Genomic DNA, 25,386 nt, shown 5'->3' with positions numbered 1-25,386 from the left:
AAATGAAGGTGTTAGAGGCGGAAGTAAATATAATGGCAGAAGGTCTGAATTTTCCGGAGGGCCCTGCTTTTGCAGTGGATGGAAGTTTGTGGGCGGTAGAATTAAAAGGAGGAAGTTTGGTTCAACTCAAAGACGGCCGACTTCATCGCTTTCCCGTCGGAGGCGGCCCCAACGGCGTTGCCATTGACGGAGCGGGATATATTTGGTTTTGTGATTCGGAACAAAACTCAGTCCGTCGGTTTGACCCTGTAACCCGACAAACACAAACCATTGTTTATCAATGCGGAACCGAAGCTCTGAGCAACCCCAACGACCTTGCCTTTGACATTAACGGTAACTTGGTTTTTACCTGTCCCGGCAATTCTCGCCGAGAGCCGACCGGTTATGTTTGTGTGTTGACTAAATTAGGTGAGGTCAGGAAAATTGCCGAAGGCCTGTATTTTCCCAACGGATTGGCGTTCAGCGCTGACGGAATGGAGCTCGTAATAGCCGAGACGTACCGACACCGTCTTTGGAAAGGCCAATGGAATGCAGATGCCGCAGTTTGGCAAAATGCAAAAATAGAATGTAACATCGGCGGCCCTGATGGCCCCGGTGGTCCGGACGGAATGGCCTTCGGGGAAGATGGAAATCTCTATGTGGCCGTTTACGGTACCGCGTCGGTCAGAGTGGTAAGCCTGGAAGGAGTCTTCATCGGGCAAATACCAATGCCGGGGCAAAATCCCACCAACTGCGCCTTTGACCCTACCAGAAAATCGGGATTGGTTATTACCGAAGCCGAAAAAGGACAAATCTTAAGCTGTAAGCCCCTTTAAATGGAGTATATATCCAAACAGGTAACAAATTCATCAAATAAAAAATAAAAATATGAGTGTAGATCAATATCAAAAAGAGGTGGGCATGATGAACCTCGAACAACTCATCGAAGCCCGCGAAGGCAAACCTGACGTCACATTTCCCATTGCTGAAAAAGAACTCTTAACTCGTTTTGAGCAACTCTACACCGGAGCGGTCAATGACGTATTGCGGGAATTTTGCCTTCTTAATCAGGCGTTGCCCAATCATATAATACCCCTGCGCGAATACCACACCGTCGCGGGATTTGCGTTTACTGTTAAAAGCTCTCCCAATGCCATGATCAAGGGAGAAATGGAGTTCCGGGTCAAGATGCTGGACGAAATACAGGAAGATACATTCATCATGTGGGACACCTCACGCGACGAAAAAGCTACGCTCTGGGGTGGAGTAATGACTGCGACCGCCAAAGGGAAAAAAGTAAAAGCTGCCTGCATTGATGGCGGCATCCGAGATACCCACCAGATCATTGCCGAAGGGTTTCCTATTTTTTACAAATACCGTATTTCCAACGGTAGTCTTGGCCGTTGCCTGATCACCCATTATCAGGTGACCTTACAGATTGGAGATGTTACCATCAAACCTGGGGATGTGGTATTGGGCGACATTGACGGGGTATTGGTCGTGCCGAGGGAGATTGCCTATCAAGTGTTGCTTCGAGCTGAGGAAATCAAAGAAAACGAAAGGGTGATTTTTGAATGGGTCCATGAAGGGCAAAGCATTCAGGAAATTACCGAAAAAGGAGGCTACTTCTAAATTTGCAAATAGAGAAAGTATGCTGGGTTGCCCGCGCAGTCTATTTGGCAAGATTCAGTTAATGTTCAAACCCCTTGATTGATATTTTAAAACGGGTTGTGAAAGTTCTGATGACTATATTATACAAAAAATCCCTGTCGTGAGGCAGGGATTTTTTGTATAATATAGCATTAACAAATTCAGCACTTAAATCGCGGGGTCGGCAGGGGTATTGGCTCCGTTGTTATCTCGTTCAACCAATGGATAAGGGTAGAAAGTACGATTACGCTCGATTTGAGAAGCGGTATTGCCAGCAACTGGGGCCAAACGATTGAAACGTCGACTGTCTTCTAATCTCAATCCCGACAGGTACAGTTCAATACTACGCTGACGATAAATTTCGGTCAAAATAGCGTCGGCCGTGTTGGCACCTGCATACTCAGGCAATGCTGCCCCAATTCCCCACGCATCGGTGGTTTTGGTTAGGACTGCGTTCAGAGCGGTTGTGGCAGCCGCTAAATCATTTAGACGGGCACTCGCCTCGGCACGAATCAACAACATTTCTCCTGGCAAATACACTGGAATGCCAGCGTTGTTGGCGGTAAAGAAGCTGGCGCGACCTAGATTTACCCCACCTACTGGTACCCCAGCGGGATTAGACAAATAAAATGCCAATCGTTTGTCGGTGGCTATTGGGCGTAATGCTTCAGGCAAGCCCAATGTAGCATTCAAGGGTTCGGTCACGTTACGGTTTCCGAAGGTGTTAAAAAACAGCGGGTTTTGAACAGCATCGTCAAAATTAAACGATGACTTTTTGGTCAAATCAACTTTGTTGGCGGCCGCCAAGGCTTTGGCATTGTCGCCAGTCATAATGCTGAAACGGGCAATCAATGCTTGAAGGGTATTTGCTAAATCAATTCCCGGAACAATACGGCCTGTAAACGTAGTTGAAACGGGCGTTGCCGCAAGGGTAGTTGCCGCCGATTCAAGCGTGCGAACAGCTTCCTTTAATGCTTCTTCGCGGGTTACAAATTTGGCGTTGTCTGCGGTTTCTACGGGTAACTGCTGCCAAAATTGGGCCTGAGTACCAAGCGCCAAGGCTCTGAATATGGAAGCATAAACCGTAATCCCGCTCTTGGTCCCTGCATCGCCAGCAACGCTGCCTACGCTTTTCAAGATTAAATCGGCATTGGCTTTCACCAATTGATTTTGTGACCATAAATTACGCAAAACGCCGTTGCTAGGTGTTACGTTAGCACCGCCGATTCGGAGTTGATCTTCATCGGTGTTTCCTGCGTTCAAAACGGTCAACTCACGTGTAGTAAGGCCGCTGGCCGTAATGGCAGTGTATAGAACACCCGCTCGGGTGCTGGTATAACGAAATTGCAATCCATTGCAAAGTGTAATCAAGCCGTTGAGGTCGGTCGTAACCTGCGTTTCACTCGCGGCGCTTGGGTTGAGGTACTCTTGGTCACAGGACGTAGCCGTGAGCATAAGTCCTGATAAAATGGAATATAGGATGATCTTTTTCATAGAAAAATTCACGGTTTCAAATTAAAACGATAGGTTCAACTGCACCTGATAGGTACGGGGAATGGGCACGTTACCGAAGTCAACCCCGCGCAAAATATCGCTGTTGTTTCCAGCGTTGGTTTCGGGGTCAAAACCGTTGTATTTATCCCAAGAAATCAGGTTCCGTCCAATCAAAGAAACGTTCCAATTCGTGATTCCCTTTACTTTAGGCAATTGGTACGTAAGCGCCAACTCACGCAATTTGGTGAATGAGCCGTCATCTACGCGATATTCTTCGATGTTGGCCAGTGAAAATACGTAGCCGCGTGCCATGGTTCCGAGCATTTCTGCTTCGGCGATGTCACCGATACCGACGTTGTTACGCGTGCGTTTGTCGGCGTTGAACACCTGTACGCCTTGAACGGCATCCAATAAAAAGCGAAGGCCTACTTTTTTATAAGTAAAATTCCCACTGAATGAACCCGTCCATTTTGGGTTGGGATTTCCGATAACCGTCCGTACAAAGGCACCAGTAGGCTGCCCATCAGCCGCGCGACTCACGGTAAATTTAGTAGGATCATTGGGGTCTTGGGTTCCGCGCTCTCGCTGGGGAAGGTTTTGAGGCGTCAAGAGTAGTGAGCCGTCGGAATTGTAAGCATAGGGCCATCCATAAAATACACTGGCCGGCTGTCCTTCAATCAAGAACACTGGCGCGCCTGCCGAGTTGCCGATGGTGAGGGTTGACGTTCTGGGATTGCCTTGGTCAATGTCCAAAATTTTGTTACGATTTTGGTTGTAAATCACCGTAAAGTCGGCAGAGAAATCATTTTTCTTTACGGCCAATGCGTTCAGGCTAATTTCAAAACCTTTATTTTCCATCGTTCCTACGTTGTTTACGATACCAGTACCACCCGTTGAAGGAGCTAATTCGCGGTTAACAACGAGGTCTTTAATTTGCTGGTTATAGACCGAAACACCGATGTTCACTCTGCTTTTCAAGAAGGAAAGGTCAGCTCCCACTTCAACTTCCTCCATTCGCTCTGGACGTACGCGAGGGTTGGCCAAGGTACTGCCTGGGATAATGGTGTTTCTACCCAAGAATGGAACGGGAGAGAACTGCCAAAAACGGCTGTAGCTTCCAATTCCCGTCAGGTTACCCGCCTGTCCGTACGAAGCACGAAGTTTAAAACCATCCCAAATACCAGTCAGGCCGCTGTTTTCCCAAAATTCTAAGTCTGAAACGACAAAACTACCGCTTATTTTAGGATAGGTTTGGTTGGTTTCAGCGGGTGAAAATTTAGAAGAACGGTCGCGACGAATAGCTCCAGTAAGGAAGGCTAAGTTTTTGTAACCAATGGTTGCTTGCGCAAAGAAGCCGCTCAAATTATAACGGTCTAAGCCATACCCTGCCGTTACGGTGGTGCTGGCGGCTCCGCTTACCGTTTCGATGAATGGTGCCGTATTCAAACCGCTTGCCCTGGTAAAATCAGCTTGGTAAAACTGATAGTTGAAGCCCGCCGCCGCATTGAGTTTAAGGTCTTTGCTCAGGTCGATTTCGTAGGTAGCGTTAATATCACTGTTGAATTGCGTTACGTTGTTGGTGGCATTGGCGGCAAAACCATCAGGATAGCGCTCGGCTGGTAATCCTGCTACTGCTTGGTAAGGATACGGTGGGATGTAGTTTTTCCCTAATTGAGAATAAGTGTCAACTCCCACAATCCAGTCAATTCCTAATCCTTTGATAGGCGTAAGGTTAAGTTGTGCGTCGGCAATTGTGCGGTTTACGGCTTGTGTAAACTGCATGGCTTCTACCGTAGTCAATGGATTTACGCGTGTTGGTTCCACCGCCAACAAGTTACCAGCGGCATCGCGTTGTGTGATGTCGTAAATGTTGTTGGTAATTGTGACGGAATTAATGGGGCTATAAAACACGTTTCCGTTGGGTTTTTCATTGGAAAAACTGTTGGAATAATTTAGTCCAGCCGATAGCTTAGCCCAGTTGGTAAGTCGTTGGTCAACGCGTGCGCGCAAGCCCACCCGCCGAAAATCAACTCCTTTCACAATTCCTTCGTTTTTCATGTAAGACGCTGAAATGAAATACTGGGTGCGGTCTGTTCCGCCCGAAATGGAGACGGTGTTGTCGTTGCCGAGTCCCGTACGGAAAATTTGGTCGAAATAATTGTAACGGGTTACGTCCACTAGGTTGGAAGCCAATTGCGATGTGGCGCCATCGCGTACGATTCCTACGGTCGTTGTACCTGGGTTGGCGGCTACCTGAGCTGGTGTAATCACGCCAATAGTGTGTAAGCGTAAAGCAGGAAATCCGAATTGTTTGCCAAGCGTAGAAATAAAGACGCCTTTTCGGAGTTCATTGGAAGAAAAACTTGTCGAAAAGTTGATTTTAGGCGCGCCTGATTTACCACGTTTGGTCGTGATAATGACTACGCCGTTGGCAGCTCGTGAGCCATATTGGGCTGCTGCCGCGGCTCCATTAATGACGTTTAGGCTCTCAATGTCGTTAGGGTTAATGTCTGCCAAACGGTTGGTCCCCAGCGACGTATTCGGTGCTTGCCCACCCAACGAAAGGGCGAGTTGTGACACGGAAGATGTTTCGTTGTTGACGATTACCCCGTCAATAACGTACAACGGATCCGAGCTTCCTTGAATGGATTTTACGCCGCGCAGGCGAATCGTAATTCCACCCGCTGGGTCACCAGAGTTTTGGGTGATTTGGGCTCCAGGTACTTTACCCTGGAGGGCGCTTACTAAGTTCGGTGTGCCTGATTTCTCCAAATTATCGGCTTTAATGGTCGTAATGGCATTTCCCAATTGACGGCGCTCGGCGCGTAAGGTAGACCCCGTCACGACCACTTCGTCCAGATTGAGTTGGTCTTCCCGAAGAGATACATTGACAATAGATTGGCTTGAAGTAACGTCGCGGCTAACCGAACTGTAACCCACGGCGCTGAAAGTTAGTTTTACGTTTCCTGTCAAAGGCAGGGTAAATTCGCCGTCAATGTTGGCGGCGGTTCCGGTCGCAGTTCCAGGCACCTGTACGGTAGCACCAGGTATTGGCTGTCCGTTGGTGTCGGTTACTTTTCCTTTTACGGTATACGATTGGGCCCAAACGTTAAGCGAAAATAAAATCGCTAAGGTTGTTCCAACCGTTCGCCGCACTACCAAACGCAGTCTTTCTGCGTTGTTTTTAATGTAATTATTTTGGCTCATAGTGGTTGAAAAAAGATGTTTATTGAAATCGGCAAAAAACCGCAATAAATATGCAAAAAAACTGCATATCTCGACACGAAATTTTATTTTTTTTTCGCTTTTTGTGATTTTTTTGATAAATAAACCATAGATTTTTAATAGATTTTACTTTTTTAATTAAAAGCAGTTGTTATAATTGCATTTATTTGCAGGTTTACATCAAAAGGTAGTATGAATATGCACCAAGTCCAAGCACACATGCTGAAACGAGAACGTCAGGCATTCATAATGAAACAAGTGAACCTTCATAACCGGGCTTTGTCGGCAGATTTAGGAGCAATGCTGAACGTATCGGAAGATACAATTCGTCGAGATTTGAATGAATTAGCGGAGGCGGGTGAATTGATAAAAGTACACGGAGGTGCACTGTCAAAATCGTATCATTATGATTATGTTCCGAGTAGTACTTATGCCTTCTCTGAGAAAACAATAATTGCCCAAAAAGCAGCTTCATTGATTGAAAATGGGATGTTTGTAATGATTGGTGGGGGAACCACCGTTCGAGAATTAGTGAGGGCATTGCCGCAGAATTTACACGCAACTTTTTTTACTGTAAGCTTGACCACTGCGTTGCAACTCTGCGACCACCCCAATGTGGAAGTTATTTTTTTTGGAGGTCAATTGGTAAAAAACTCTCAAATAAGTGTTGGCGGGGAAGTAATCAGTCGAATTAATGACATCAGTGCAGATCTGTGTATTTTAGGAACAAATTCTATTGATAGCGAAGGGATTACAGATTCTGATTTGGAGGCAGTTCAGGTAAAAAAAGCAATGATAAAGGCCTGTAAAAGAACGGCGATTGTCACTATTAGTGAAAAACTCGGGAGTACACAACGCCTTCGCGTTTGTGAGCTGAATGATATTGATTTCTTAATCACTGAGCTCTCTCCCGACTCTCCTCGATTTAGTAAATACACCCAAAGAGGAATGATTATTTTGTAGATAAATAAAAACGTTATCCAAGAATTTACTAAGCCAGCCACACCTCAACAAAACAGCCATATCGGATCCCACCATTCCATTATGGAAAGTACAGTATTTCTGAGTTTTGATTTAAAATGTGATGACTTGTCATGTACAAAAAAACGCAGGTCTAATTGTACAAACCGAGCAATGATTTTAGTAAACAAGATCGAACAATTGTCGTTCGTTTTTAAGGCTATTTTGTAAGATAAACCTGTATACTAATCTATGTATGCAAAATTAAATGCATTAAATAGATAAAAGTATACAAAAGTTAATTCGACCAATGAGTTCTCCAAAACTACTATTTGAATAGGTTACAATATTTACTCATTTTATTATTCATACAAAAGAATGCAACCCATACCAGTAGGCCACTTTCTTGGAGATTGAGTATTAATCAATATCAGAAACTCTTTTTCCTCTCTCTTTCTTTTGTTACATTCTTTTTACTCTTCAGTATCGACTCTAGATCGCAAGAGCTTCAGTTTCGCTCCGATAGTACTTTACGTATTGTTCAGTTCACTGACATTCATTATAAAGCGGGGGCGGCGCCCTCCAAAAAATCAATAGCATTGATGCGGAGTACTCTTGATGAAATAAAACCCGATTTGGTGGTTTTTACGGGTGACGTTGTTGTAAGTGCGCTCACCAAACAAGGCTAGGATGAAGTTCTGGACGTTGTAATCGCCCGCAAAATACCCTATTTGGTAACCATATTACACACTTATATGATTAAGGATGGAGGCAATAGTGCCTTTGGGCCTTAGCTATTTGCACTATCCAGCCGCTGCCCCTAACGTTTTTACCCGTTTTTTTGTACTCAAAATGACCAATATCTGGAAGATTTTGGCAATTTTGGGCTATTGTGTGAGTGATGAATTTCAAATCTCTGTCGGCTAAAGACTGATGAAAATACCCGTTGGTAAATGAGTCCTACAGAGCTAGTTATTGAGGATTTCTAGTTTATATTTAGTTTATTATCCATTAAAATACGCGATTTTTATTCCTGCATATTTAAAATATTAATTTATATTTGCAGGAATAATTTTCTCATAAATGATTCAGAGAGAAGTAGAAAACGAATTGTTATTTCGGGTAAATCATTTTCCCGTAACCGCCATTTTAGGGCCGCGTCAAGTAGGCAAAACCACTTTAGTAAAAATCCTTCGGGCAGTGCTACCGAAAGAAAGCCTTTATTTAGATTTAGAAATTCCCTCTGATTTGGCAAAACTGTCATTTGATGCAGAGTTGTATTTAAAGAACAATGATAATTTGACGGTCATATTTGATGAAATCCATCGGTTGCCTGATATATTTGTTTTATTACGCGGGTTGATTGACCAAAAACGGGAAGCCGGACGCTTTATTTTATTAGGGTCAGCCTCCCCCGATTTGCTCAAAAATTCGGCAGAATCGTTGGCTGGGCGAATCTCTTATGTTGAAATGCACCCGTTTCACTATCGAGAAATTGCACCTGCAAACTACCGAGACCATTGGCTTTGGGGCGGGTTTCCGCTGTCTTACCTTGCCAAAAACGACAAAAGCAGAAATCTGTGGCTTACCGATTTTTTAAGGAGTTATTTGGAAAGAGATTTGCCACAATTGGGACTTTCGGTTTCTCCTCTATTGATGCGCCGTCTTTTGATGATGATTGCTGGTATGCAGGGTGGGGTGCTGAATTACAGTATGTTAGCGAATTCATTGGGTGTTAGCCAACCAACTGTTAAAAATGCCATTGATTTTCTCGAACAGGCATTTCTTATCAGAAGGCTTCAGTCTTATTTTATCAATATTGGGAAACGATTGGTAAAATCACCGAAGATTTACATTCGAGATAGCGGACTGTTACATCATCTTCTCAATATTAAAGAGTTGGATTCTTTATTAGGGCATCTTGTGGCTGGAGGCTCTTGGGAAGGATATATCATTCAGGAAATCATCAGTTTACTACCACCCGAAGCTCTGCCTTTTTTTTATCGTTCGCAAGACGGCTCAGAACTTGATTTGGTCATTGAACAGGGGCTGGGTATTTCACTGGCCATTGAAATTAAACTGTCTGATTCGCCGACAATTTCCAAAGGGAATACAATTTCTTTACAGGATTTGGGCAATCCCCCGTTGCTGATCGTCACTCCTTCGGCCAACGATTATGCCCTGAAACCAAATGTATGGGTATGTAGTATTGCCACTTTATCCAAAAATATGCGCCGTTTCGGGCTTAACGCTTTCAATTGATTTCACTTACTGTTTATCACTTACCATGCTCTGTCCCTATTTATTATTTTAAAAAAGCCTCTTTTATGGCATCCGTGTCGTTATAAGAGGTAATACGAGTAAGCTTGTGGTTTTCGTCAACCTCCCAAATGTGTACCCAACGTTGATGATAGGTCTTGCCTGTATTTTTGACAATGGCTGTTTCTTGTCCGATGACGACTACCTTATTATGATTGATAAAAAACTCCTCTGGGGAAAACATACGAATATCTAAATTACTCCCCATACTTTGAAGCATGTTATCCACTTGCTGTTTTCCTACATACACTCCTCCGTATGGGACTATTTCGGGATAAAGAGACTCCCAAACGAAATGATCGGATAAATTACCAAAGAAGGTATTCATATCGCCTTTACTAAAAGCCATATAATTGTTTTGAACAAGTTGAATATTAGTTGAGGTATTCATTTTTTTGTATCTCTTTAAAATAGCTTGACAAAGCTAAGAGCTTGTTTGGAAATAGAAAAGTAATGGGAATCGTCTCATCTTTGTAGTGACCTCGACGGCGGCCTGGCAAACAACAAAGAAATGACCAAGCAGTTTAGCAAACTGATGGCACGGGCCATCCTGCGATTCCCAATGGGATGCAATATCGTTGTAATATTTTTGATTTTGAGACCTATCTGCAACAGCGTTGGCAGCAAGGGCAGCAGTCGGCCAAAGTATTATATGAAGAAATTAGCGATAAAGGATTCACTTATTCTCAAGCTACAGTCTATAAGATGGAAAGAAAGTATCCCCAATCAGTCTTGGAACCACTGCTGGCGTCGGTAAAAGTAACTTACTATTCTTCCAAACAATTAAGTATTTGGTTAGAGATGTATCAGAATGATTGGGAAGATTATATGCCTATTTAATTTTTAAGGAAACTTTAAGAAGAAAACCCACTCATCAAGGCCGTCAGAGAAATTGCTTTAGAGTTTAGGCAACTTATAAAGACAAAGCAAGGGAATCAGCTTCAGGATTGATTAGTGTAATAAAGCGCCTGAATGAGGAGTGGAATCGCTGAAAGGATTTGTCAGAGGAATTAAAGAGGCGGGCGGCGTTCCGCATCTTTAAGCTATTTTCCAAGCCTCCCCCTCCGAACGGAGCAATGGACAGGCCAAAGGGCAACCAGGCCGCTGGAGCGGTTAATCGGCAAAAAAATATTAAACTTCAAATGTATGGAAGGGCGAATTTTGAGCTGCTCCGCAAAAGAGTCATTCTGATGGGAAACCCCGACTTTCACCAAATGTGACGATGAACCACTTTCATAGGAATTTACAAAATTTGTTAAATGAGATTTTCCACTTCAACTAAAATTGTAATATCAGTTATCGACCTGATAAAAAATACGTGAGCATCGACACTGCAAATTAGGGGTTGGCAATTTTTGAGTAGTACCAGTTTTGTAATAGGACAAGGTTGAGACACTGGAAGAACTTTATAAACGGAAATTTGACTGGATTTCCGACAATGCGCTACTTTTTTGTCAAACATTCTTGACAAAAAAAACAATTTGTCTTAAATTTAGGACAAATTACTGATTTATGCTTACCCACGAAAAAGCCATTTCTTTTTTAAAACAAAACCCTGCCCTTTCCTTATCTGTATTGGAGAAAGAGGCCCAATTGCCAGGCAGTACCCTTTCAAAAGCCTTAACTGGAGATCGCCAACTCAATCCTAAGCACTTGGCGAGCTTGTATCCTATACTCATCAAATATGGATTTAAGGAGTTTGCCAGTACCCGAGCAAAGGTTATTTCCGTGGTGAACCATAAAGGCGGCGTAGGTAAGACGACGACTACCCTGAATCTTGGCAAAGCATTGGTAAAATTAGGTTATCGAGTGCTGCTGATTGACATGGATTCTCAGGGCAATCTTTCGCAGGCATTAGGCTACGATAGTCCAGAAAAACAAGTAGTACAGGCACTTTTGAAGGGAGATACATTGCCAGTGTACGCCATCGCCGAAAATTATGATTTATCGCCTAGTGATTTAGAATTGGCGTATGCTGATTTAGAATTAGTACAGGCCGTTGGTGGCGTTAATCAGCTCAAAAACGCCATTGCCCCCATTCGTAATCAATACGATTACATTTTTATTGATTGTCCACCGGCCCTCAATATTTTTACCAATTCGGCGCTGGTAGCCTCTACTGGCTGCTTGGTTACGCTCCAGCCCGAAGCGTCGGCGTTGAAGGGTGTCAATAACTTGTTTGACCGAATTACGCAAGTACGTGACCGTATCAATTACGAATTGACCATTGAAGGAATTGTGTTGACGATGGTGGACGCACGTCTCAAAGTGCACCGCGATATGATTGATTATATCAAAGAGTCGTTAGCCAGTTTTAAAATTTTCAATACCATCATTCGTCAGAATGTTGCGTTGAAAGAATCGCAGATTGCTCAACAAGACATTTTTGAATATGCATCCGATTCCAACGGAGCGCAGGATTACCTCAAGTTAGCACAGGAGCTTTCGAGCCACTAAAATTAACTGTCCATGAAAAAGTATCAGATTTCTCTGGGGGAGAAAAAAATCATCAAAGATCAGGGTCTGTTGCAGTTTGAAGAAATCAAAAAACAGATTCAGATTTTGCCAGAATTAGAACAACTCATCCCGCCTTTACTATCCGATGAATTGCACCAATTGGAGCAAAATATATTGCGAGAAGGATGTCGGGAAGCCTTGCTGATTTGGCAGACAACGGAAGAAATCATTGCCCCCGAGACAAAAGGGACAGCCGCTATTTATGTCCTAATCGACGGACACAATCGTTATAGTATTTGCTCAAAACACGGAATAGACTTTAAAATTCATTTGGTGGATTTTAAAAATTTATATGACGTTAGGCAGTATATGATTGATAATCAATTGGGTAGGCGCAATTTAACTGCTGAACAAATTTCTTATTTGAGGGGAATGAAGTACCTCACTGAGAAAAAAGAAAAAGGAAAATATGAACGACTAGAGCATAAGGGACAAAATGTCCCTTATGGTAATGAAGTAGTTGAAAGTACCTCAATTTTAGGGGGGGGAGAGCATAAGGGACAAAATGTCCCTTATGCTCAAGAAACCCTTTCAACGTCCGAAAAACTTGGGAAACGTTATAACGTTAGCGGTAAAACAATCAAGCGTGATGCTGAGTTTGCGTCGGGTTTGGAGAAGCTAGAACCTGCCTTGAAATCTGAAATATTGGCGGGTAAAACCAAGGTTAATAAGACGCTCATCCAGCAGATTGGTAAGTCAGAGGTGCAAACATTACCAATAGCTACGATTGAAGAAATTGAAGAGGTGGCAAAGGTGCCGAGCATTGTCAAAAAAGTAGTTGTCAAGTCAGTGGAAGAAACGCCTCGTGAAGCCCTGATTCGACAGTTGACTGAATTAACCAAGCAACTGCAACAAACGGGAGATGCTGCTATTTGTGATGAAATTATACGTTGCGCCTCAAAAATCAAGAAAATTATCCCTTCATGGTCGTAATCTTATAGTGGTAATGAGTGGGTTTAAACTTCCTATTTCATGGAAAAACTAACTTTAGAAGGAAAACACCAATGGGAATATTACAAAGCGCAGATCGATTTAGTTGAATTTGCGCAGTGGAAAGGTTATACCATTAATTCTCTAAAAACATCCCGTAACTATGTGGTGTTGAAGTCAGATGGAGATATAATTGTTGTTTACCAAAACCAAAATACTGGCTATCAGGGCTACTTCAATCCGTTGGACACAAAAGATAACGGCAGTATCTTGACTTTTGAATACAACCGTAGCAACCGTAATTGGCGGGTTGTTTTTGCATCGTTAGATGGTTTTTTGAATGAACAAAATACTGGTAAACTTAAAAAACCTAAAAAGGTATTACGGCCCACAGCCCCGCCCGAAGCGCAATTTGACGCTGAATACGACTTTAAGTTTGAGCCACTTTTTGACATCTCTTACTTAACTCAACGTGGAATTGAGTCAGACACCATTATGGCAGATTGCTTTCATGGCCAAGTGTTTAACAAAACCTTTGAACACAACGGAATCCATTATGTAAACACCGTTTTCCCGTTGCGAAATCAAACGGGCGTGGTAGCCGCGATTGTTCGGAATACGCATTATAATAAGATTGAGCGCCCGCGCGGTGATGCTTGCTGGATTTCAAATTTGGCATTGCCTCCCCCCAAAAAGTGTACGATGGTAATTACCGAAAGCCCCATTGATGCCCTTTCGTACCATCAACTTTATGGACCTGGGCCCCAAGAAAGCCGACTGTATGTAGCAACTGCTGGTAATCTAAGCGAAACCCAACCAAACCTTATTCAATACCTGATAGAACTCTACCAACCACAACAAATCATATTGGCTAATGATAATGACAAAGCGGGTACGCAACAGAATGTAAAATTGATGGGACTGCTCCTGCACCCTACTTGCCCATGTAACCTTAAAACAACCATTCATTTACAGGGACAAAAACTATTTTTTTCATTGCGTTATGAGATAGAGAAGCCCGAGACGCTGATTCATGAGCTTGAAGCAATGGTCAAACGGTATTTCAAAACTGCTCAAAAATTTGTGGCTTCTCGCAAAGACGGTTGGGTGGATGTACATCTGGATACGGCACCGATTCACTTTGAAGAACTTGAAACCTTATTGGTGAATGAAAAGCCACCTCATCATTGGCTGAAAATACACCGGCCCTACACGAAAGACTTTAACGAAGATTTACAGCTGATGGCAAAGCGAGACCCTAATTACAGCGATATGTCATTTTGATACATTACACCCCTATGAATTCCAAATCAGAACCCTTAGTCTTTATTCCCAATAACGCACAGGAGTGGTTGGACAGGGTCCGACTAGACCGGAACCTTTTTTACAATCTGCCCGATATACAGCGTAATTTTAAAGAAGATGCCACCTTGGCCCGGGACATTATCATCTTTCTGGCGCATTCATACAAAACTGATTTGTTTGGGTATACCAACTTCGGTATCAATGATTTTTGTAAACTAATGGGCTACAAATCGCCTAACTTACAGAAAACACATCCTGTTTTTGAGGCGGGTATGATTAAGCCGCCTACACTGTTGGGGCATGAGTTTAAAAGTGTATTTGAGTATACTCTTTATCGACTGGCTGCCAATAATATTCCGCTTTCCCGTATTGAGAAAACTCAAATCCCGAGCATGAAAGAACTTAACGTGTCTTTTGTGCAGATAATAAGTGACATACGGGTGAGTTACAACGTGAATCGCCCTCAGAAACGCTTTTATTCGTTTAAGCTTGGCCGTGGATTTGTCGAAAATTTAATCAGTTTTTATGTCACGCTGAGCCTCAAAGATTATCTTCGGGTAGCTTCAAATAAAAATAGTGGCCGAATCAAAAACCTGTATATCTATTTGGCGGGTATGCAAAATGTGCTGATTTATAACAATACAAACGTGCTGACGCCCAATTTTGACCTGCTTTGTGAGATTGCCAATATTGAAGACCAGCTTCCAAAACACCGAAAATTTACGCTACATAAGTACCTTAAAAACATCGCAGACAACTCTGACCTAAAATTTCAGATTGAATTTTTTGCCGAAAAAGGCCAGAAACAAGCCTACAGTATTCGCCTTATTTTTGATTCTTCACAACTTCATCTGGAGGGTAACAAAAAGAACCTGTTCTTTAAATTGCTCAATGAACGCTTGCGCCAGGCGTTTGATGATCAGTTTCCACAGTATGACGACAATTTTGAGTTGTTTCAGCAGTGGCTTACCAATCGGGAGTATGATAAAGAACTAAAAGACCGAATTATTCGGGATGTTTACAAGGCAAGTTTTATGTCTGAACATGAAAAAACGGAGGATTTGAGCCTTCAAGACCTTTTGGATAGCTACATCAAAAATCTGAACGAAGAAAAACAAGAGGATTCTTAGAAAAATACAACTCACCCCTATAAGATTGCGACCGGAAGGGGGTTTTACCGCTATAAGATTGCGACCGGAGTGCCATTTACCGCTATAAGATTGCGACCGACCGCTATAAGATTGCGACCAGAGTGCCATTTACCGCTATAAGATTGCGACCAGAGCGCCATTTACCGCTATAAGATTGCGACCAAAAGACAGAGCACTATAAGATTGCGACCTGATTAAATTTCTTAATTACTTGATAAATAGATATTTATGTTTTTTTACCGCTATAAGATTGCGACCATATATATAATATAATATAATTTTTATATAGTTATGAGGGAAAAAAATATTTATATTTTTGAAAAATTATTTAAATGATTTGTGTATATTTAAAACGAAATAGTAACGATAAAAAAACAACTAAAGCAATGCCAAAATTAGACCGCTCCGATTTTAAATACAACGCCAAAGTGTTTGAAAAAAACTGCCTTTGGTGCGGTACGCTTTTCTATGCTAGTCGCTCAACGGCTAAATATTGTTGCGGCACTTGTCGTGGATACGCAAATCAAGCCAAACAATCAGAAGAAGCAGTACCTTATGACGAAACAGAAAAAATGATTTCGGCTTTGCTTTCTGAAAATGCCTACCTAAAAGGCCAGCTACAGCGATACATTTTAGAAAATGAACAGTTAAAACAAAAGATAGATAATGATCAAAATAATAGAACAATACAGCGAGAAAAAGAACATTAAAATTGTATTTTAAAAAAATAAATTATGAATATTTTACTAACGCAATATAAATAGTAATATATTAGCACTACTTAATTGTTTATGAACTCTGTATTTTATGAAAAGACGTGTTTTTATTGGGAATACGTTATCGGCAATTTCATTGACATTGTTAGATTCGTCACTGATACAAGCAACGGAAAAAACTAAAAATTTAAACAAAGGGTTGTTGGAGCGTCTGGTGGAAGCGTTTGAATTTAAGGTATCTGATGCATGTTGGTCTGATCCCGTTTTTATGAAGGTATTCGAGGAAACATCTCATAATTTCCTTAAAAGTAATTACCAATTTTCTCAAACAAGGGCGTTTCAGTTAGCTCACTTCAACTTAGTGCTCGTGCCGATGCAGTTAAAAGTCGCTTCATTGGGGTGTATTGATTGGGCTTTTGTGTTTTACGAACAACTTCATGATAAACAATGGAAGTACGTAAAATCAATCAATGCATACGAAGCAGATACAATTCTAAAGTCAGTCGATTCACTTGAGACACAGCTTCCAGAGGGACAGTTGCCAGATTTTCTGTTGCCCGCTTATGTCAGAGAAACAAAATCCTTGAGTTACAATACCCGAAAAGGGCACATAGACTTGAAGATAATGTTAAATTCAACGAGTGTTCAGGCCAATATCCAAATTTGGAATCAGTCGGAGCTTCTTTTTAAACAAGAGTATCATCTGGAGCATGCCCTACAGATGGCTGTATAGCTACATTCCCCGTAGTATGTTGCACATAAATTCGTTATCAAAACCTAAACCTTTCCATAATTTTCGGTGATTGCTTGCTTTGAGCAATAGTTTGGTTATTTATTTTATTATCTCCCCTACTTTAAAAGTCTTTTAAAAGACAATCCATTATTTCTTAATAAAGTGCTGTGATTTGTGGACGGATTGATTTATTTGATTTTTTTCAAGGTACTAAAAAGCATTTAAAAACGATCAACCACCCATCCAAAACTGAATATTGGCATGTGCTGAGCGCTTGAGAAATCTGATATTTTTCTATTCATACTTTTCAGTTTCGTTCTCGTTTATTTATCTAAAAACTCATTGTTATGGCAGAACCTTTTTTATCAGAAATTCGAATTATGAGCTTTGTGTTTCCGCCCAAAGGCTGGGCATTATGCAATGGTCAGTTATTGCCAATTAACCAAAATCAGGCGCTCTTTTCATTGTTGGGGACCACATTTGGCGGAGATGGGCGGGTCAATTTTGCCTTGCCAGATTTAAGAGGGCGTACACCGATTCACGTTGGTAGCGGGCATACCTTGGGCGAGCGTGGAGGTGAGCAGGCGCATACGATTTCAGTAGCAGAGTTGCCTACGCATAGTCACCTTGTAAGTGCATCTCCATTAACCCAAGATTCTATTACACCGAACAGTTCGACGTATTTTGCTGTTACAAGTCCTTCGGAGTTTTATGGGGGAGGGGCATCAGCGTTGGTTGCGATGAATCCCGCAATGGTTACTTCTACGGGAGGGAGTCAGGCTCACCTCAATATGCAACCGTTTCTAACGCTAAGTTTTTCGATTGCATTGCAGGGAATCTTCCCGAGTCCGAATTAAAACCCATTTTGCAAACCTATAACGTATGAAAAACCATGGCACAACCTTATGTTGGTGAAGTAAGAATCTTTGCTGGTAACTTTGCTCCCGCGGGGTGGATGTTCTGTGAAGGACAATTGCTGCCCATTTCAGAAAATGAGACCTTGTTTCAATTGATTGGAACAACCTACGGTGGTGACGGTGAATCTACCTTTGCCTTGCCAGATTTGCGCGGCAGAATCCCCATTCATCAAGGAAACGGCTTTGTTTTGGCCGAAACAGGAGGGGCAGAAGAAATTACCCTTACCACGCAGCAAATTCCTGCGCATAGTCATTCATTTATGGGTACAGATACGAATGGCAGTGGTGGCAGCCCTGCGGGGGCGGTATTGGCTAGAAATGCCTCCGCAGATGCATATACAACAGATAGTTCGGGTGGTTTAGTGGATATGTCTCCCTCAATGGTCAATCCTGTGGGAGGCTCACAACCCCACACCAATTTTCAACCCTATCTGTGCGTTGATTTCATCATTTCATTATTTGGAATTTTTCCATCGCCTACCTAATTGTTTGAAAATTAAAAATAGATTTTTTCATCCCCGTCTAGTAGGCCAATATGCTTAAAACACGGCTACTGACTACAAAATATACATAATCATGGCAGATCCATTTGTAGCAGAAATACGTATCTTTCCTTTCAATTTTGCCCCTAAAGGCTGGGCTTGGTGCGATGGTCAGCTTTTGCCACTTTCACAAAATACCGCGCTTTTCTCTCTCTTGGGAACAACTTATGGAGGCAACGGTAAGTCAAATTTTGCCTTGCCTGATTTGCAAGGACGTGCTCCAATGCACCCTGGACAAGGGCCAGGATTGTCCCTACACGATTTGGGAGAAACTGGTGGAAGTGAAACGGTAACGTTGCTGGAATCTGAAATACCGTCGCACAGTCATATAGTTCGGGCCGCCAATGACAGCGGGTTACAATCAACTCCCGGAGGTGCATTTGTTGCCCGGGCCAATGTGTACAAGACAAATCCACCCCCTGGAGGGACTCAAATGTCGGTCAATACGATAGCGCCCGCGGGTGGGGATAACCCGCACAACAACATGATGCCGTATCTAACCTTTTATTTCAACATTGCATTGCAGGGCGTTTTTCCGCCAAGAACCTAGTTAAAAGTAAAGTATGGTATCGTTGAGACCCATCACGGAAGCAGACCTTCCTACGCTATTAGACATTTATGCCAGCACCAGGGCCGATGAAATGGCCCTGGTGCCTGAATGGAGTGAAGCCGATAAACGAGCGTTTCTGACGCAGCAATTCATGGCCCAGCACCAGTATTATCAGGAGTTTTATCAAGGTGCAAATTTGCAAATTATTGAGAATGATGGAGTTTCTGTGGGTAGGATGTATGTACATTGGAACTACAGCCCCAGCGAAGTCAGGATAATGGATATTGCTTTATTACCCGATTATCGCCGTAGAGGCATTGGAAAAAAAATGCTCGAATCGGTGCTTAACAAAGGAGCAGAATTAGGTAAAACAGTAACGATTCATGTGGAATATAATAACCCAGCCCTGAAATTATACGAACGCCTCAATTTCCGAAAAATTGGGGAGTTTAATTCTGTGTATTACTTATATGAGTGGAAGCCAGCGGCCAATACTCCTTAAAACACTATTTATTATGGTAGAAAAAATTACTGTTGCTGATTTTCAACCCTACTTAAATCAAAACTTTTCTATTCGTTTTACGCCTGACACAATTCAGTCTTCCCAACTTATCAGGGTATCGACATGGGGAAGTGAATCAGATAAATTTCGTCAGCCATTTACGCTCGAATTTGAGACGGGGCTGACTCAAACCTACTATTTACAGGGAACTTTTGTACTGGTGCACCCCACCGTAGGCGAGCTGGTACTTTTTATGGTACCCATCGGACTTGGTACAAAAGGTATGCGCTATGAGGTGGTTATAAGTTAGCATAAACATCGGGAGCAAATGAACCAATCGCTCTGTAAAAGGTAGGATGGAAAGCACAGGACAATAACAATGCATAAACCAAAATGCATTAAATATAAATCATTGATAACATTGCATTTTATGACCTTAGATACCGTGAATTCAACTTAAATCACATTGAAATCAGGCGGAGTTTTTAAGGCCATTTTATTGAATTATGGGTGCATAATAACTGCCCATAAATTAAAATCAGATTTACTTCTCAAACAAAGAAAAGCTCTATGTCATGAAATTTACACTACCTTTTTCTGTGAGTATTCTGCTCAGTTTACTGATTGGAATGCTGAATCCGCCGGAGGAAACGCTTTCGGTCAATGGCACAACGCAACGTTCAAATCCTCATGCGGTCAATGGCACCAAAGGGACATTTCCTGCCTCTCCTCGTCGCCCCAGCCCATTTATCACCGAACCGGTGACTTCTTCCGTCCTCACTCAGGGTACGGCCGCGTTGTTGGCACCGGCCGTTACAGCCATTAAAACCGCCGTGTTGGTAGGAACAGACAACGGTACTGCGGGCCCTACCCCCGGTGATGTCATTGAGTATACAGTCACCATTGCCAATACGGGTCCGGACGATGCCACTGCGGTGAATTTTACAGATACCGTTGATCCCAATACTACGTTGGTACCCGGCTCAGTCAAATCGGCACCAATTGCGGTTAAGGATGCCTATTCTACCGTAGGTAACGTATCTATTTCCGTTCCTGCGGCATCGGGACTTACCTCAAATGATGTCAACTTAGATGCTGGCGACGTGATCAGTGTAACCGCAGTTAATCAGACCGGTACGGAGGGGCAGGTTACATTTGCTGCCGATGGTAGTTTTACTTTTAATCCCAATCCGGGCTTTACAGGTGCCACTACGTTCACTTATACTATCTCCGATGGTACATTCACCTCCATTAATACGGTCACTATCACAATGACCGGCATGATTTGGTTCATCAATGCCGGTGCTGCCAGCGGTGGAGATGGGCGCATCAACTCGCCATTTAATACCATGAACGCCTTCAACAGCTCATCCCTTGATGAAACGGGCGACAATATCTTTGTCTATACAGGAACTTATACAAATACGACCAACACCGCTTTACTGGGCCAGCAAAAACTGATCGGGCAAGGTGCCACAGGGGCCAGTCTCGCTGCTTTGGCAGGGGTTACTTTTTCCACTCATCCACCCATCTCACCGGCGACTATTCCTACGGTCGGTGGTACCCGCCCCACCATCAATCAGGCTGCCAATACCATCAACATGCAGTCACAGAACCAAGTGCGTGGGGTCAATATCAACAACACCGGTGGTACGGCGCTGCAAGGGAATAACTTTACCTCTGCCTTGGTTCGGGAAGTTAGCATTACAAATACCGGAGGTGTAGGGGTCAATTTTAACAATGGTGCTTTGGATGTGATTATCCAAAGTATTACCGCTTCCAATTCTGCCAATGCCATTAGTATCTTCACTACCACGGGTAGCTTTGAAGTAACGGGTACGGGAACTACGGATGCTTCCGGCGGTACTTTGACCAATATTTCCGGCCGGGGTATTGAGATAAGGAACGCTACCAACATCACCCTGAGAAACATGAGTTTGCCTTCTGCCAATTCAGTCAGTGATGCCGGTTTTGATACCCAATGCGACGAAGACGATGTAGCGGCTTGTTTTGCGGCTATTTACATGAATATAGTAAATACGGTTGCATTTCATAATATAGACATCGGGGCTACTAAAGAGCACGGTATTGTGGGCTTGAATGTGAGCAATCTTACCATGGACAACTGTACTGCCGTGAACAATGGTGATGCTAGTTCTGAAGATGAAAATGCCCTGAAGTTCCGCAACCTGAGTGGCACCTGTTCCATTACCAACTCTACGTTTCAAACATCCGCCGTTCGAACTTTCCACCTCATCAACAACACCGGGTCGCTTAATTTGACGGTCAATAACTGTACTTTCAATGACCCAACTGGAGCGGATTGTTTTGAAGCCCGTACTCAATCATCGGCTACCGCTACGATTAATCTTACGAATAGCCTTTTCCAAAGAGCGGGCACGAAAGGGATCCAAGTCATTGCTGAGGGTAGTTCTACCATGAATATTAACATTAACAACTGTAAGGTTCAGCGTTTTGGAACCCCTATGGCAGGGATTGAAGTGGGGTCAGTAGGTACGGCAACCATCAATTACAATATCGTTAACTGCACGGATATTGAAGCTTCTAATGAAGTAGCAGTACTCAGTTCTACCTTTAACACTTCTACTTTGAATGGTCGACTCAATAATAATACCAATATTGGCCATAGTAACGCTGCAGCTACAATATTTGCGACCATACGAATGCTGCATGAACAAAACAGTTCAGCCAAATACGAAATCCGCAGCAATACCAACATTACCAATGTCAATGGTCAAGAAACCGTCTTAGGAATTGCCCGGGTTGCTACAACCTCAGCCGGTCGCCTTGATTTTTTTGTAGACAATAATAACATTACGAGAGATGCAAACAGTACAGAAGGTATTGAACTGAGAGTGGGTGGAACCGGAGTAGCTAATGATGAATTCAACATCCTCTGTAGTGATGTACTAAACAACAATGTCACTGGTCCTTCAGGCACGCGAGCCATCCGGGTTAGAGATCTTGACCCTACCTCGGGTGATTTGCGCCTGCAGGGAGACGACGGCCCCAACGTCCCTACCTATTGGGCAGATAGGGGCAACACTAACACAGGAGGTATGTTGCAAACCGAAACCGGTACTCCTGCCTACTTTGTTAGTACCGCTACCTGTCTTACACCCGGCCACTCTGCCGCCCGCATTGCCGCCGAACCGCTCGCTATTATAGAGAAAGATAGGCCTGAGGTTGAAGTAGCTCAAGTGCGGGAAGAAGTCAAAAATGAACCCGATGCGCTGACAACCATTCCGGGTCCTTCCAAGGCAACCAACGAAGTGGAAGAAGCCGCTCGCCGAGCTGTGGTATTATCCGGAGAAACTGTAACGGTGGGTGGTGTAGGAGGCTTTCTGCTGCCTGCCGGACAAAATATTATAATCAAATTCCAAGTATCCATCGATACTCCTTTGCCTGCTGGTGTATGTCAAATCTCCAATCAAGGCACTGTGAGTGGCGGCAACTTCACCACCATTCAGACGGATGATGTAGCCGGAAGCCCTGTTAACCCAACGGTGACCCAACTCAGCAAACACAGCCTGGGCAATCTGGTATACCGAGACAATAATAAAAATGGCACCTTTGACGGGGGCGATGCAGGCATCGTTGGCGTGGTCGTTAACCTTTATCAGGACAATGGCTCAGTTCCGGGAGTACTGGATGGTACAGACGCTTTTGTAAGCACCACCACCACTGCCGGTGGAGGTCTATACCTTTTCTCAAACCTTTGTTCTGGTGATTATATCGTACAAATTCCCGCCGCCGAGTTTGGCGCAGGGCAAGAGCTTGATGGGTTACTGTCAAGCCCGCAAGGAGCTGCTCCTGATCCCGACAATAATACCGATAATGACGACAACGGGCAAGATGCTCTTTCGGGGTCAATTGCGAGTCAGGCCATTACGCTAGACTTTGCTGGTGGTTTAGTAGAAAACAATACGACCCTTGATTTTGGGTTTAAAACGCCGATAAACGTTACCATTTCTGATGTAACATTGGCGGAAGGTAACGGTGGAGGAACGACTACTTTTGGATTCACCGTTACGCGCAATGACGTTACGACCGCTTTTGATTTGACGGTTAATACCCTGGGAGGAACAGCCGTCAGTGGAACGGATTTTACCGCTATCACCAATGGTACCGTGAGCTTTGCGGCAAATGGAAGTCCAACGGCCACGGTGAATGTGTCTGTCAATGCCGATGATATTGTGGAATTAAATGAAGCCTTTTCGGTGATTTTGTCGGGAGCACCCGCTGGAGTAATCCTGACCGATGCGACTGGAGCGGGAAGCATTACCAATGACGACCAAGCCACCTTCTCGGTCAATAGTGTCTCTCAGAATGAAGGAAATGCTGGAACCCAGAATTACAGCTTCACTGTTACCCTCGACAAAGCTATTGATGCCGCTGCGTCGGTGAATATCGCCACTACAAACGGTACCGCGACCACCGCCGACAATGATTATGTGGCCAACAGTACGACCCTCAACTTTACGGGTACGGCTGGAGAAACCAAAACATTTAACGTAGTAGTCAACGGTGACCTGAAAGTAGAACCCAATGAAACCTTTACAGTGTCGCTGAGCTCGGTAGTGGCCTCCGGGCGAAATGTAGTCATTTCAGGGCCTTCGGGCACCGGTACCGGCACCATTACCAACGACGATGCCGCTACGATTTCTATCAACGATGTGACGCAGGCGGAAGGGGATGCGGGTACCACAACTTTTACCTTCAACGTAACCCTCAGTCAAGTGGTAAGCTCCGCTGTGACGGTTGATTTTGCCACCGCTCCCGGCACTGCTAACGCTGGTGGGGATTATACCACTAATTCTGGTACATTAACGTTTCCGGCAAACGGTGCTGGACAAACGCAGACCGTTTCAGTGTCCGTCTTGGGAGATGTTGTTGGCGAATCAAACGAAACTTTCTTTGTGAATCTGACCAATATTATGGGAGCAGCGGATGTCACCTTCGCTGATAATCAAGGGTTGGGAACCATTCAGGATAATGACCTTTCTTTCAGCATCAGCGATGCCACCATTTCAGAAGGAAATTCAGGAACAACAACCCTGACTTTTACGGTAACGCGTAACAGCACAGCTACGGCTGAAACCATTGATTATCAAACCGCTGATAATACGGCCACCACTGCCGACAATGATTATGTTGCCAAAAATGGAATGCTTACTTTTGCAGTTGGGGATGCCTCAGAGGATATTGTCATTACGCTCAACGGAGACCTAAAGGTAGAACCCAATGAAACCTTCTTCGTAAACCTGTCCAATTTAAGCAATGGTTCCATTTCCGATGGGCAAGGGCAAGGTACCATTACCAACGACGATGCGGCCGTAGTTACGCTCAGTGGCGGCACTGCCAAAAACGAAGGATCCGCAGGTACGACCAGTTACACTTTCACGGCTACGCTTAATAACCCCGTACAGGGTGGCTTGTCGGTAGCTTATACCACCACTAACGGCACCGCTTCTACGGCCGATAACGATTATACCGATAACGACGGTACATTGACATTTACGGGAACGTCGGGAGAACAAAAAACGATTACTGTGTTGGTCAATGGCGATAACAAAGTCGAATTGGATGAAGCCTTTACGGTGGCTTTGGGAGCTATTACGCTTGCTCCTGTGGAAGTGACTACGGCGGGCAGCCCACAGACAGGCACCATAACGAACGACGACGCGGCCACGGTAGCTTTGGTCGGCAATGTGAGTCAGTCAGAAGCGATAACACCCCAGGTGTTTAGTGTTTCATTAAGTAATCCAGTGGATGTAGCAGTGACGGTAAATTTCTCAACCACAGATGGCACCGCCACCACGGCCGATAATGATTACACCGGCATCACCAACCAAGTAGTAACCTTTGCTGCGGG

The 25,386-nt window shown here is 43.7% G+C and carries 20 protein-coding genes; 17 read left to right on the top strand and 3 right to left on the bottom strand.

The genetic code is table 11. From position 1 onward, the window contains the following. Positions 1-2: 2 nt before the first annotated feature. Both GVN20_RS27195 and GVN20_RS27190 read left to right on the top strand, forming a co-directional pair. Positions 3-815, top strand: coding sequence for an SMP-30/gluconolactonase/LRE family protein (locus GVN20_RS27195; protein WP_166561369.1), 813 nt, complete (start codon positions 3-5; stop codon positions 813-815). Between the two features lie 52 nt (positions 816-867). Continuing rightward, positions 868-1,611, top strand: coding sequence for an RraA family protein (locus tag GVN20_RS27190; protein WP_166561368.1), 744 nt, complete (start codon positions 868-870; stop codon positions 1,609-1,611). Positions 1,612-1,797: 186 nt separating this feature from the next. Here the strand turns inward: GVN20_RS27190 and GVN20_RS27185 are convergent, their stop codons facing one another. Both GVN20_RS27185 and GVN20_RS27180 read right to left on the bottom strand, forming a co-directional pair. Next, positions 1,798-3,123: a RagB/SusD family nutrient uptake outer membrane protein gene (locus tag GVN20_RS27185; protein WP_166561367.1), complete on the bottom strand. Its 1,326-nt coding sequence runs from the start codon at positions 3,121-3,123 to the stop codon at positions 1,798-1,800. Between the two features lie 21 nt (positions 3,124-3,144). After that, positions 3,145-6,330, bottom strand: coding sequence for a SusC/RagA family TonB-linked outer membrane protein (locus GVN20_RS27180; protein ID WP_166561366.1), 3,186 nt, complete (start codon positions 6,328-6,330; stop codon positions 3,145-3,147). A 237-nt stretch (positions 6,331-6,567) separates the two neighbouring features. Between GVN20_RS27180 and GVN20_RS27175 the strand changes: the two genes are divergently transcribed. Further along, positions 6,568-7,311: a DeoR/GlpR family DNA-binding transcription regulator gene (locus tag GVN20_RS27175; RefSeq protein ID WP_166561365.1), complete on the top strand. Its 744-nt coding sequence runs from the start codon at positions 6,568-6,570 to the stop codon at positions 7,309-7,311. 1,080 nt (positions 7,312-8,391) lie between these two features. Continuing rightward, positions 8,392-9,570: an ATP-binding protein gene (locus tag GVN20_RS27165; RefSeq protein WP_166561363.1), complete on the top strand. Its 1,179-nt coding sequence runs from the start codon at positions 8,392-8,394 to the stop codon at positions 9,568-9,570. A 43-nt stretch (positions 9,571-9,613) separates the two neighbouring features. Here GVN20_RS27165 and GVN20_RS27160 read toward each other — a convergent pair whose 3' ends face one another. Next, the gene (locus GVN20_RS27160) at positions 9,614-10,018 is read right to left on the bottom strand and encodes a nuclear transport factor 2 family protein (protein WP_166561362.1); all 405 of its coding nucleotides are present in this window, start codon (positions 10,016-10,018) and stop codon (positions 9,614-9,616) included. A gap of 176 nt (positions 10,019-10,194) precedes the next feature. Between GVN20_RS27160 and GVN20_RS27155 the strand changes: the two genes are divergently transcribed. From GVN20_RS27155 to GVN20_RS27095, 13 genes are all read left to right on the top strand, one after another. Continuing rightward, the gene (locus GVN20_RS27155; protein WP_166561361.1) at positions 10,195-10,467 is read left to right on the top strand and encodes a hypothetical protein; all 273 of its coding nucleotides are present in this window, start codon (positions 10,195-10,197) and stop codon (positions 10,465-10,467) included. A gap of 672 nt (positions 10,468-11,139) precedes the next feature. After that, positions 11,140-12,084 (top strand): ParA family protein, encoded by a 945-nt coding sequence (locus GVN20_RS27150; RefSeq protein ID WP_114464146.1) that lies wholly within the window; start codon positions 11,140-11,142, stop codon positions 12,082-12,084. Positions 12,085-12,096: 12 nt separating this feature from the next. Then, entirely contained in the window at positions 12,097-13,077 is a 981-nt protein-coding gene (locus GVN20_RS27145) for a hypothetical protein (RefSeq protein WP_166561360.1), read from the top strand. A 39-nt stretch (positions 13,078-13,116) separates the two neighbouring features. Beyond that, positions 13,117-14,358, top strand: a complete 1,242-nt coding sequence (locus GVN20_RS27140) for a toprim domain-containing protein (protein ID WP_114464143.1) — start codon at positions 13,117-13,119, stop codon at positions 14,356-14,358. 14 nt (positions 14,359-14,372) lie between these two features. Further along, complete coding sequence (locus GVN20_RS27135; RefSeq protein ID WP_114464142.1) at positions 14,373-15,509, top strand: hypothetical protein; 1,137 nt, start codon at positions 14,373-14,375, stop codon at positions 15,507-15,509. Positions 15,510-15,916: 407 nt separating this feature from the next. Further along, complete coding sequence (locus tag GVN20_RS27130) at positions 15,917-16,240, top strand: hypothetical protein (protein ID WP_114464154.1); 324 nt, start codon at positions 15,917-15,919, stop codon at positions 16,238-16,240. A gap of 97 nt (positions 16,241-16,337) precedes the next feature. Next, positions 16,338-16,979, top strand: a complete 642-nt coding sequence (locus tag GVN20_RS27125) for a hypothetical protein (protein ID WP_166561359.1) — start codon at positions 16,338-16,340, stop codon at positions 16,977-16,979. Between the two features lie 347 nt (positions 16,980-17,326). Beyond that, entirely contained in the window at positions 17,327-17,836 is a 510-nt protein-coding gene (locus GVN20_RS27120; protein WP_166561358.1) for a phage tail protein, read from the top strand. Between the two features lie 35 nt (positions 17,837-17,871). Beyond that, positions 17,872-18,381 (top strand): phage tail protein, encoded by a 510-nt coding sequence (locus tag GVN20_RS27115; RefSeq protein WP_166561357.1) that lies wholly within the window; start codon positions 17,872-17,874, stop codon positions 18,379-18,381. A gap of 91 nt (positions 18,382-18,472) precedes the next feature. Next, positions 18,473-18,988: a phage tail protein gene (locus GVN20_RS27110; protein ID WP_166561356.1), complete on the top strand. Its 516-nt coding sequence runs from the start codon at positions 18,473-18,475 to the stop codon at positions 18,986-18,988. A 13-nt stretch (positions 18,989-19,001) separates the two neighbouring features. Beyond that, positions 19,002-19,490: a GNAT family N-acetyltransferase gene (locus tag GVN20_RS27105; protein ID WP_166561355.1), complete on the top strand. Its 489-nt coding sequence runs from the start codon at positions 19,002-19,004 to the stop codon at positions 19,488-19,490. A gap of 13 nt (positions 19,491-19,503) precedes the next feature. Next, on the top strand, positions 19,504-19,800 hold the full coding sequence (locus GVN20_RS27100; RefSeq protein ID WP_114464135.1) for a DUF6916 family protein: 297 nt from the start codon (positions 19,504-19,506) through the stop codon (positions 19,798-19,800). A 265-nt stretch (positions 19,801-20,065) separates the two neighbouring features. After that, on the top strand, positions 20,066-25,386 hold a 5,321-nt coding region (locus GVN20_RS27095), incomplete at its 3' end, for a Calx-beta domain-containing protein (RefSeq protein WP_166561354.1).

The organism is Runella sp. CRIBMP (genome assembly GCF_009905605.1).
Lineage (GTDB): Bacteria > Bacteroidota > Bacteroidia > Cytophagales > Spirosomataceae > Runella.
This window is presented reverse-complemented; position numbering and strand designations above follow the sequence as displayed.